The organism is Paenibacillus sp. FSL H8-0079 (genome assembly GCF_037991315.1).
GTDB lineage: Bacteria > Bacillota > Bacilli > Paenibacillales > Paenibacillaceae > Paenibacillus.
In genome coordinates this window covers 2,692,905-2,703,909 of record NZ_CP150300.1, presented here as the reverse complement: position 1 = coordinate 2,703,909, position 11,005 = coordinate 2,692,905, and the positions used below count along the sequence as shown (strand labels likewise).

9 protein-coding genes are annotated in these 11,005 nt (G+C 44.4%); all 9 read right to left on the bottom strand.

Features of this window, described 5'->3' with window-relative positions:
- Nucleotides 1-23: 23 nt before the first annotated feature.
- Nucleotides 24-785 carry a DeoR/GlpR family DNA-binding transcription regulator gene (locus tag MHI06_RS12375; protein ID WP_340401642.1) on the bottom strand — a complete coding sequence of 254 codons (762 nt, stop codon included), beginning with the start codon at nucleotides 783-785 and terminating at the stop codon, nucleotides 24-26.
- 1 nt (nucleotide 786) lies between these two features.
- A complete protein-coding gene (locus MHI06_RS12370; RefSeq protein ID WP_340401641.1) occupies nucleotides 787-2,280 on the bottom strand; it encodes a rhamnulokinase family protein in 1,494 nt (497 codons plus the stop codon).
- Between the two features lie 235 nt (nucleotides 2,281-2,515).
- On the bottom strand, nucleotides 2,516-3,031 hold the full coding sequence (locus tag MHI06_RS12365; protein WP_340401640.1) for a DUF2500 domain-containing protein: 516 nt from the start codon (nucleotides 3,029-3,031) through the stop codon (nucleotides 2,516-2,518).
- 108 nt (nucleotides 3,032-3,139) lie between these two features.
- Nucleotides 3,140-4,942 carry an oligoendopeptidase F gene (gene pepF, locus MHI06_RS12360; protein ID WP_340401639.1) on the bottom strand — a complete coding sequence of 601 codons (1,803 nt, stop codon included), beginning with the start codon at nucleotides 4,940-4,942 and terminating at the stop codon, nucleotides 3,140-3,142.
- 492 nt (nucleotides 4,943-5,434) lie between these two features.
- Entirely contained in the window at nucleotides 5,435-5,794 is a 360-nt protein-coding gene (locus MHI06_RS12355; RefSeq protein ID WP_036608849.1) for a helix-turn-helix domain-containing protein, read from the bottom strand.
- A gap of 269 nt (nucleotides 5,795-6,063) precedes the next feature.
- Nucleotides 6,064-6,627 carry a 6-phospho-3-hexuloisomerase gene (gene hxlB / locus MHI06_RS12350; protein WP_340401638.1) on the bottom strand — a complete coding sequence of 188 codons (564 nt, stop codon included), beginning with the start codon at nucleotides 6,625-6,627 and terminating at the stop codon, nucleotides 6,064-6,066.
- Nucleotides 6,628-6,631: 4 nt separating this feature from the next.
- Complete coding sequence (hxlA, locus tag MHI06_RS12345) at nucleotides 6,632-7,264, bottom strand: 3-hexulose-6-phosphate synthase (RefSeq protein ID WP_340402102.1); 633 nt, start codon at nucleotides 7,262-7,264, stop codon at nucleotides 6,632-6,634.
- Nucleotides 7,265-7,754: 490 nt separating this feature from the next.
- Nucleotides 7,755-8,585, bottom strand: a complete 831-nt coding sequence (locus tag MHI06_RS12340) for a hypothetical protein (protein ID WP_340401637.1) — start codon at nucleotides 8,583-8,585, stop codon at nucleotides 7,755-7,757.
- 126 nt (nucleotides 8,586-8,711) lie between these two features.
- A complete protein-coding gene (locus MHI06_RS12335; protein WP_340401636.1) occupies nucleotides 8,712-10,685 on the bottom strand; it encodes a stalk domain-containing protein in 1,974 nt (657 codons plus the stop codon).
- Between the last annotated feature and the right edge of the window lie 320 nt (nucleotides 10,686-11,005).

Sequence of the window (11,005 nt, the reverse complement as noted above, 5' to 3'; positions counted from 1 at the left end):
TAAATTGTAGATAAAGTAAAAGCTTAAACCGTAATAATCCCTATGTCGTATCCGCTCAAACGGTCTGTCTGTTCAGCCTCCAATGGCTGATCGGTAACGATCGTATGGACTGCATTTAACCCAGACACCCGGGCAAAAGCACGAACACCAAATTTACTGGCATCTGCAAGTAAGATAACCTGATCGGCTATGCCAACCATCTTCTGCTTCAGCCTTGCTTGAAGTTCATTGGATTCACTGATTCCGCCACCTTCAAGATGTACGCCTTTGCAAGACAAGAACAATTTATCCACATGATACGTCTCCAGAGAACGCTCCGCGAGCGGCCCTACAAAAGACAATGAGCGAGGTGCCAGCTGGCCTCCTGTTGAGATGACCTCCACCTTGTCACGACTGCTCAGTTCCGTAGCTACCTGAATAGAATTAGTTAAGACCGTCAGCGGAAAATCCGGCATGTTCGCTGCCATATAACCTGCCGTTGTACTGGCATCCAACAGAATGCGATCACCCGGATTAATCATCGCCAGAGCCGCTTGTGCAATCCGCTTCTTCTCTTCCGCATGGGTTGTCTCCCTGATCCGGTAAGGGATCTCCGGTTGATCTTCCTTCACACTCACTGCACCACCATGAGAACGACGCAATCGTCCTGCCTGTTCCAGCCGATCCAGATCGCGCCGGATGGTTTCCTCTGTCACCCGGCAGCGCTCACTAAGCTCAGATACACGCATACTGCCCTTTACATTCACCATCTCCACAATCCGGTCATACCGCTCGGCTGCCAGCATGTTACACCTCACTCCCCGCTTGTGAATTAGCTGAAGCCGTCACATGCAGAAATTTGCCGTAAGCATCTTCCCAAACTGACCTGTCCTGCGGCTCATATGCAGTTACCGGAAATGAATCACGAATGGTCTTACGGGCTTCCCAGATATCCTTAAAAGCTCCGCTTGCCATCCATTGCACAGCCATATTCCCGATGGCACTTCCCTCTGCCGGACCTGCCCATACCGGCTTGCCAATGGAATTTGCAGTCCACTGACATAACAGGCGGTTCTGGATGCCTCCACCGACCATATGCAATCCGTTGAACGTCTGTCCCGATAATTGTTCCGTCCATTCCAGGACTCTCCTATACTTCAATGCCAGACTCTCCAGAATTGCCCGGGCAATAGCCCCCTGATCCTCTGGTACCACTTGCCCTGTATCACGACAATACTGACGTATACGCGTCGTCATATCTCCTGCTGGCATGAACAGTTCATCATCCGGATCAAACAAACTGGAAAATGAAGGTGCATGTTCCGCCTGCGCCAATAACGCATCATAGCTAATTCCCTGCCCCTGGCGCTCCCACTCCCGCATGCTTTCCTGCAAAATCCATAGTCCCATAATGTTCTTCAGCAGACGGAATGTTCCGCCCGCCCCGCCTTCATTCGTGAAGTTCAAAGCCAGACTCTCGGCACTAATTGCCGGATGATCTATCTCCGTACCCATCAGGGACCAGGTCCCACAGCTCAGATAAGCAAATGAACGTTCCGTTGCAGGAACAGCCACAACGGCTGAACCCGTATCATGCTCTGCAACCGCGATCACGGGAATCGGGGTAAGACCCAGATCGTTACAGATACTGCTGCGTAACTGTCCAACAAGGGTACCTGGCAGTACGGCTTCACCGAACAGTTTTTCCGAAATACGAATATGCGCCAGCAACTCACTGTCCCATTGACCAGCCGATGGATTGTATAATTGCGTTGTCGTTGCATTGGTGAACTCATTCACCGCTTCTCCTGTCAGGAAATAACGTAGCAAATCCGGAATCATGAGAAAACGCTCTGCTTCATGAAGTAACGGGGAACCGCTGCGTTGAAGCGTTGCCAATTGATACAGGGTATTAAAGCTAAGAAACTGAATCCCTGTACGTTCAAAGATTCGCTGAGAGGTCAGCTCTTGCCGTACCTGATCCATCATGCCGTTAAACTGTGTATCACGGTAATGATACGGATTACCCAACAACTCCCCATTATTACCGAGCAGACCAAAATCAACGCCCCAAGAATCGATTCCCAGGCTCTCCGGCTGTTCCCCTTGCTGCTTCACAAGCGTAAGCCCTTGCAACAATTCATGATGCAATCGCAGAATATCCCAGTGCATCCGCTCGCCAACCTTCACCGGTTCATTCTTGAACCGATGAATTTCGCTTGTTTCGATCCCTCGATCATTCAGATGTCCTAGTAGTGCTCTCCCGCTCCCAGCGCCCAAATCATAAGCCAGCACACTCACCGCGCTTCACCAACCTTTCGAACCCATCCTATTTTCCAAACGGTATCCCTTGATTCAGTCCGTAACCCTGTACTTTATTCTGTATTTATTGTTTGTTTGTTTTTGTTTAATACTGTTTTACTTTATTTTACGAGTATATCACCATTGTAAGCGTTTGAATACCCTTCGGTTTTTCTTTCTTTTGGGCATACCAAAAACGACTCTCTCCCACTTGGGAGGAGCCGCAGTTCTTTTTCTACGTATAAAATTGACCTTTGCTTACCCCCGACTGGGGCTGTACATCTCTCTCAAAATGCTTGAACCGCGTACCCTGATACGTCAGCATCCCTCGATCATTTTCCACCATCATGCCATAATGGTTTCCGCCAACAATTAGTTCAGTCCGCTCCCCATTGTCGAATTCAAATGTAGCATAATAACGAGTAGTCGCACTGCTATCCCCGCTTCCACCCGAGACTTCCGTTCGTTTGGCCACCACCGTTGAGTGCAGGGTTAACAAGGCTGCCGCTTTATTTGACAACCCTGAGCGTATGCCTGAAATAATAACAAAAACAATAACTCCCGCAATGATGAGAAATATGGCGCCAATGAAAATCGAAGCAAATGCATTCATTGCAGCAAACTCATTGAATCCCGAAAAAAAGCCACCCTGATTGCCCTCAAAACCCGGTACTCCATTCATGTCATCAAACACACCGAAACCATCTACGCTTAATCGGCCGATCGATGAGGACATGTTCGTTAAAGCCATTCATCATCGTTCCTTTCCCCATGCAAAATAAGATGCACCGCCCCACGCAAGGAAGGCGGTGCATGCAGACAACCCGTTCTGCCTTGTCCGTATACTATATGAACCAGATCAGGAATACAGACGTTCAAGTTCGTCGACCAGACTGCCGACATACGCAACTGCAGAACGAATTGGCTCAGGTCCGGACATATCCACACCGGCGAGCTTCATTAACTCCTGCGGTGTGAGACTTCCACCGGCTTTGAGTGCTTCAAGCCAGCGATCTACGGCTGGCTGTCCTTCTTCCCGGATCTGCTGTGCAGCCGCTGTGGAAGCCGTCAAGCCTGCCGCATAGGTATATGGATATAGTCCCATATAATAATGAGGTTGTCTCATCCACGTGAGCTTGGCCCCTTCATCAATAACCAGATCAGGTCCCCAGAATTTGGAGAGGATATCTCCTTTGAGCTGACTTAACGTCTTCGCCGTAATGGGCTCATCATTGGTTGCGAGTGCATACACCCTGCGCTGTAATTCCCCTTCCAGCAGATGCGTAACGAAGTTATGGTAATACGTATTCAACAGTTGCAAAATGACCCAACGACGCATTCTCGGATTATCGGAACGCTTCAATAGATGATCTGCCAGCAGCATTTCATTCATGGTCGACGGTGCCTCAATAAAATAAAGAGATGGCCGTGTATTCGTGAGCTTTTGGTAACGTCCGGCGAGCATAAAGTGGCCTGCATGTCCTACTTCATGCGCAAGCGTAAATGCCCCACGCATATTGTTCGCCCATGAAATTAGAATATAGGAGTGCGAACCATATATGGAGGAACAAAATGCCCCTGTCGATTTGCCTGCATTATCTGCGTAATCCACCCAGCGATCACTAAATGCGCGCTCTACGATCTCGCCATACTCCGGTCCAAGAACAGCAAGTGCTTCACGGATGAGTGTGCACGCCTCATCATATGTAATGGCAGGGCTAAATTCAGGATCAAGCGGGGCCTTCAGATCACAGAACATCAGCTTGTCCAGACCCAGCTCACGTTTCTTGAGAGCCGCCAGTCTGCGCATATGAGGTGCGAGTTCCTGCTGGATAATATCGAGCACATTATTGTACATCTCTTTGCTCACTTGCTGTGGGCTGAGAAGCATATCTGTAACATCGTCGTAACCACGCAGTCTGGATAAAACAACCTGCTTCTTCACTTCGGTTGCATAACCTTCTGCGAACGTATTTTTGTACTCATTCAATGTCGAGCTGAACGCAGCATATGCAGAACGGCGCAGCTTCGTATCGGACGACATCTCATAATTATTTTCATAGAATGACCAGGACAGTGGACGATTATTGTCCTCTCCATCGAGAGCATCGTCAAACGTCATGTCTGCCAATTTACCGCGTAGATAGATACGGTATGGCGAATCCAGTACCTCTCCGAGTGAAGCGAGTACCTTTTCGGTCTCCGGTGTGAGCCGATGTGCTTTTTCTCGAATCAAACGCTCCAAACTGCGCGTGTACGGTTCCAATCCCGGAAGTTCTTCAAGGTAAAGCTCAACGGTTCCCTCCGGCAGATCGACGATCTCCGAATTGATAAAAGACAAGGACGACGACAGATTCGATAGGATATCTCCTGCCTTGGCTGAATTCTCAATATTCACCGGATTGGTGCTGTCCTCTGACTGTTTCAAGCGGGCATAAGAAGCCGTCTTGCCGATCCGCTCCTGCAAAGCTTCACGTGCATCCAGACAAGCCAGTAACTGTTCAGCGCCTTCGCCCAGACGTCCTTTGAACGTTTCGATTTGGGCCGCAGCCTCAGGAAGTGATCGAAGCTCATGCTCCCACTCTACATCAGTTGTAAACAAGTCTCTCAAATCCCAAGTCGTTTCCTGGTTTACCTCAGCACGTGTACGTATTTTTTCCATCTTTAGTTGTCATCCTCCTTGCATTTTCCAATATCTCTCATCGTATCATATTCCGCGCATCTATACATGACATCTACTAAAATGGTTCAGGGGAGTATAGATTGGACTAAAGATTATTCACACTTACCACTCCGATGACAGAACAACCTTCCGATCGCTGTTATCCCCGGATTTTTTGATTCCCTTTTTCAAAGGTGAAAATCCGGTGATAAAGGCGAACGCTCCGCTTCTTCAGGTTCTTTCTGTCCTCTACGTTCTCGTGTGAATGTTTAGTTCCATCTATAGAAAAGGGGTATCTAGAATAAAGGCCAGTATATGCTTCCGATGTAGCTTTCTTTCAGAAAGCTTTTAACTTCGCTTCTTCAAGCTATTTCTGTCCTCTACGTTTTGTATAAACTTTTGCTCATCTGACCAAAATTTAAAAGTAAATAAAAAACCGCCGGGTAATGGAAGAATCCATTTGCCCTGCGGTTCATTATAGATCTTACTTATTTAGCTTTCTTTCCAGATTACATTTTCACCATAGTTTTTACCCCAGTTATACATCGCGTGCAGGACGGGCATCAGGCTTTGACCGTGATCTGTCAACGTATATTCCACCCGAGGAGGGACTTCTGCATACACCTTGCGCTCAATCAGCTTGTCTTCCTCCAGCTCACGTAGCTGGTTGGTCAGCATCTTCTGGGTGATATGAGGGATTAGGCGTTTCAGCTCACTGAAACGTTTGGTGCCTTCCAGACCCAAATGCCACAAAATAATCAGTTTCCATTTGCCACCGATCACCGCAAGGGTCAATTCCTTCTCACAGTTGATTTCTTTCAGATTAATCCGTTCCTTCACTTCGGATGCCATGGCTCCGAGCCCCCTCATCTTCAATCTTATATCGCGTATATTACGCATATCACGGGGACACTTCACACAAAGTATGCTTTCCGCTCCATGCATGATGTAATAAGTACATTCATTCGATACAGCTTTCTATTAATTCTACTACAGCCTGGTCGGGATGCAAAGTTTAAGTGAAAATTACGGATAAAACCTATAGACATGAATGACTGTGTGTCGCAAAAAAGACCAGAACCCTTCACAATCAAAGGATTCCAGTCTTTCATTTATTCACTCTATTCCAGGTTCGCGTGGCGGCCAAACATATCCGCTCCGGTCATCCCCTTCATTTCCATCATCGTAAGGATGAGAGCATCCATGCCAATCAACAGTCCTTGTTCGAACAACGAGCCCATCGGTTGAATGGTTACATTCGCTCCGGAAGTTGCTGTGTCCTCTTTGGCTGAAGCCGGAAGACGCACAACCGTAGTCGCCAATTGCCCAATCGTAGACTCTGGCTTGATCGTAATCAGACCGACAGGTGCACCTGCCGAACTAGCTTTCTGAGCCATCGCTACCAGACTGCCTGTTTCTCCTGAGCCTGAGCATAACAAGAGAAAGTCCTTCGAGCTGATCCCAGGTGTAACGGTCTCACCCACCACATATACACGAAGCCCCATCTGCATCAATCTCATGGCAAAAGCCTTTCCCATAAGACCTGACCGACCTGCTCCAGCCACAAAAATCTGTTCCGCAGCCAGAATATGTTCAGCCATCGCTTGCATCTCTGCATCATCGATCTGGCTTAGCGTACGTTCCAGCTCCTTCAAGATGTCAGCTGCGTACTGTGTTTTGCTCATCTGCTTACCCTTGTTTAACGAGACGTTGCATTTCAGCTGCAACTGCCGCTTTGTCTGCTTGTCCTGTGATACCGCCGCCTACAATAACCAGATCCGGTTGTGCTTTGATTACTTCTGGCAATGTTTCCAGCTTGATTCCACCAGCAACAGCCGTTTTAGCGTTTTTCACAGCGGCTTTGATCGTTTGCAGATCTTCGAACGGGCTTTGTCCTTCAGCTTGCAGATCATAACCTGTGTGTACACAGATGTAATCTACGCCAAGCGCATCAATTTCACGAGCACGTTGTTCAAGGTTAGGCACGTTGATCATGTCCACAAGAACTTGTTTGTTTTGTTTCTTCGCTTCTGCTACTGCACCTTTGATCGTACTGTCATTGGTTGCCCCAAGCACAGTGATCAGATCCGCACCAGCTTCAGCTGCTTTCATGATTTCATAACCACCAGCGTCCATGATTTTAAGGTCTGCAAGAACTTGCAGATTAGGGAATGCTTCTTTCATCGCTTTTACCGCGTGCAAACCTTCATTAATAACGATTGGTGTACCAATCTCAACGATATCAATATATTGTTCAACCTCTTTAACCAGTGCGATACCATCAGGGATATTTACCAAGTCGAGCGCCAATTGCAATTTCATCATTTATTTCTCCTTTGTTGTTCAAGTATGAGTCGTTCCTGTAAAAATAATAATCAGATATTTAGCCTGCACCAATTTGTCTGTTCAGATGCATGCAGTGTTTGTTTTGGCTACTCACTCATTGTAGACCCTGACTATCCATTCAGGAAGTACGCACTTTGAAGTGGGGTAGTTACTTGCACGATACTATTGATAATCAATCGTTGTTATCCGAATTAACATATTAGGATGGAATTTCTGTTCCACTCCAATTACAGCATAATTATCTCTTTGAAAGTTCTACATAAAACGCTACATGGAATGCGTTCAGGCTTGCACCAAAACAAATACATTATTGCCACAAATAAAGATATACCCCAGCTCTTCTCACATAAACCGAGGTATCTGAACGAATTGTTTTATCCCACGCCTATTTTCAAGGAAGGTGAGCTTGAAAATAGCGTCTGTTAAATACAACATTGTCTCAATGTCTTCTTAATGAAAGTAATCCTCAATATACCCACTCCGTCATTTCAATAAAACTTGCCTGAATTTGTGGAATTGTAACCTGCTGCCCCCAAATAGTTTCATAAGAAACGAGACCTTGATATTCACCATATAAATTGATAAGATCTCCTTCTAAAATTCGCATTTCCCCATCCTCTCTTTCATAAGTCAAATAAACAGTATCTCCATCGTAGCCAAAATTTTGGTCAAAATAAGTATCTACTAGAAATAAAACATCATTTCCATCCTCCACAACCTGTACAACTTGACCTTGAAAAACTACAATTTTCCCCACATGTGTATCTGGATTTCGAGCTAGCGATTCATACTCAACACCTCGGGCTTGTTCCTTAATAATTTGACGACTTTTTTCTTCTAATAGATCCGCTTCTTCTAGTTTTTGCTGCTCTGCTTCTTCCTTTAACCGAGCTTCTTTAGCCGCTTTCTTTTCCTTCTCAAGCTTCTCTTGTGCTGCCAATCGTTTTTGTTCTGACTTTTCTGCCTCTTTAATACGCTCGTTCTCAGCCTTTTCTGCCTCTGCTAGTTGCACTTCCTCTATTCTCTTAGCTTCATCTAATTTATCCTGCTCAGCCTTTTGTTCTGCTTTAATTATTTGCTCCTGAGCTAGAGCTTCTCTTTCTTCTGGCGTTAGTTCAGGTAAAAATAGAACAAACAAAATAAACGACAACAACATACCTGTCCCATGATACAGAAGAACTTTTTTTCTTGATCGCTTAGATTTATCACCCCAATAAATTGCAGCTTTAGGACAAATCAATCCCAAAACTAAGAAAAAAAACATTAAAAAGGATACTAGAAAAAAGAATATACTCATCCAAACACCTCACACTATAAGTTAATGTTTTGCTTCCACGCCACACTAAGTGGCTGAAGTCTGATTACCTATAGCCAATAACAAAATACCGATGATTTTCATTTTTAAACCTCCATTTTGATTTCGTTACATAACTACTTCAACCGATTGATTAGTTCCATCCCATGTTATATGAACTCCAAGGTTCTCGCCTATAAATCGAAGCGGCAGCATTGTACGTCCATTAATTACAACTGGAGCAACATCAAGTGTCTTCTCGCTACCATTAACGACTGCTACATTTTTACCTATCCACAATTCGATTTTCTTACTATTCAGATCAATAGTTATTTTCTTGTCGTCGCTTTGAAGTACTAATTTTCCGCCTAATTCTTCTATGAGTGATCGTACAGGCAACACTAATCTGCCTTTATACATGACAGGTGTTACCCCTTTGCCTGGATCAATCTCCTTGCTTTCGTCATTTACTTTCATTTTCGGATTTCCCACCTGCAAAACTATTCTTTTTTGTCCCAACGTTGAAGAAACCTCATTAGATGCACGAGATTCCATATTGTCGGAATAAACCGCCCTGACAACGTAGTAATATTGTTGACTGCTATCAATATTCGCATCAATATAGCTAGTCGTCTTCAATGGAAAATCAGTTAATGGGACATCTCCGTAAGTTCCATTCGTCGTACGTCTGTAAAGGTTATAACCAACAAAATTATCTGAACTACTAATCCCGGCCCACGTCATTTTTACTTGTGCTCCAGTTACAGTAGCCTTTAACCGGGACGGATACTCGGCAACAATTACCGGTACTGTAGTTTTATATCCCCCGTATTCTGCAGTTAGTTCCGTAGCTCCACTCCCCAAACCATACAAAATACTTCCTCTAATCTCTGCCTTGTAGAACTCTTTCACTGTCCATTTAATCGCTTCGATATCAAGATTTTTAACTGTCCCATCCGAATAGATTCCTTTTACTTTCAAATCTTGCGAATCGTTGACACCAACCGCTATTGATTCTGGTTCAATTCGAATTCCCGTCAGATGCATAGATACCTTAGAAGCGTCAAGAATAACCAAACCGCTAGGGTTATAAGACTCAAATTGACTAATCAAGTACTTTCCATCAGCAGTCAAAAATGTTAATTCGGGATTGAGATTCTCATCAGAATCTTTCACTTTCAATTTGTAAAAATTTATAAAATTATCAGCAGCTAAATAAGCATAGTTTCCAATGATAGCTAGATTACTATCTTTGCTGAAGGAAATGCTCCCATAGTGTTTCAGTACAGCAACTTGTCTATATGATTGTTCTGCATCAAAGACGTAAGTTCCAAGATTGTCTTTTAATGAGACAAGGAAGTACCTTCCATTCGGAGAGTACTTCATATCAAGAACTCTACTTTTATCAAGAGGAAGTGAATCACCCAAAGATTTAATAATTTCTCCTGTACTTGTATTTCTGATTTGCACAGCACCCACACTATCATCACTTTTATACGCACTGTTTACCGCAAACTCGTTTCGTTTTGGATTTGTTCGTATGATATCTATGTATTCTTCTTTCGGAATGCTGTACAGTTCCTCATGTGATGCTACATTTATTACACCTATCCGATCCCACAGCGCTCCGAATATGAGAACCTTCCCATCATTAGAAAACTGAATGGAATTGACAGCCCAACCAGTCGAAATATTAATTTTATCCACTACACTACCGGATTCACTATCTATTAACACCACCCACTGATCTGAGTCAGATGAATCCTTGGAAATAGAAACCGCCAGTAGTTTTCCATCTGGACTAAACGCTGCATCCCCAATGATAAGAAATCCGTTACCATTGGAATATACACCTATTTCTGTAATTTCTTTATTCCTACCACTATCCAGATACCAAAGATACGCCTTTTCTCCGCCTCCACTAAACAACAATTTCCCATTAGGACTTACCGCAAACTTCGACCAGCCACCCGTCTCCATTGGTAACTTACTTAATTGTGGTAGTTCAGTTTTGCTTTCAGCAGAAGTAGCTACTGCTAACGAACAACACAAAACAACTAGCATCATAAAACTTACTGTTACTTTTTTAAGATTTCTTATCACAAGGTATCCCCCTACTATAACATTTAAAAATTTGGTGTTTTAGCAGATTTTGAAGATCACGTATCAGTCGATTTGTTTTCAGACAGTGACATCAATATGCGAAGCTCCAAGATATTTTATGGGTACCAAACCTATTCCACAGTAACTACTTCCTGTCCATGAATGGGATAAATTTAGCAACTCAACTTTTGGTGCGACCGAGCTTATGCTGTGATGTTTAGTAAGTGGGAATCCTACTTGAAAAGGCCAAAGCTAAGCCACCAATAGCAAGTTTGAGCCTCTTTAAGTAGGATTTATCCTGAATTTTGAAAGTGAATTGA

Excerpts from the sequence above, each read along its gene's own strand:
- MHI06_RS12375 (WP_340401642.1), bottom strand. The coding sequence starts at position 785 with ATGCTGGCAGCCGAGCGGTATGACCGGATTGTGGAGATGGTGAATGTA.
- MHI06_RS12365 (WP_340401640.1), bottom strand. The coding sequence starts at position 3,031 with ATGGCTTTAACGAACATGTCCTCATCGATCGGCCGATTAAGCGTAGAT.
- pepF (WP_340401639.1), bottom strand. The coding sequence starts at position 4,942 with ATGGAAAAAATACGTACACGTGCTGAGGTAAACCAGGAAACGACTTGG.
- MHI06_RS12355 (WP_036608849.1), bottom strand. The coding sequence starts at position 5,794 with ATGGCATCCGAAGTGAAGGAACGGATTAATCTGAAAGAAATCAACTGT.
- hxlB (WP_340401638.1), bottom strand. The coding sequence starts at position 6,627 with ATGAGCAAAACACAGTACGCAGCTGACATCTTGAAGGAGCTGGAACGT.
- hxlA (WP_340402102.1), bottom strand. The coding sequence starts at position 7,264 with ATGAAATTGCAATTGGCGCTCGACTTGGTAAATATCCCTGATGGTATC.
- MHI06_RS12340 (WP_340401637.1), bottom strand. The coding sequence starts at position 8,585 with ATGAGTATATTCTTTTTTCTAGTATCCTTTTTAATGTTTTTTTTCTTA.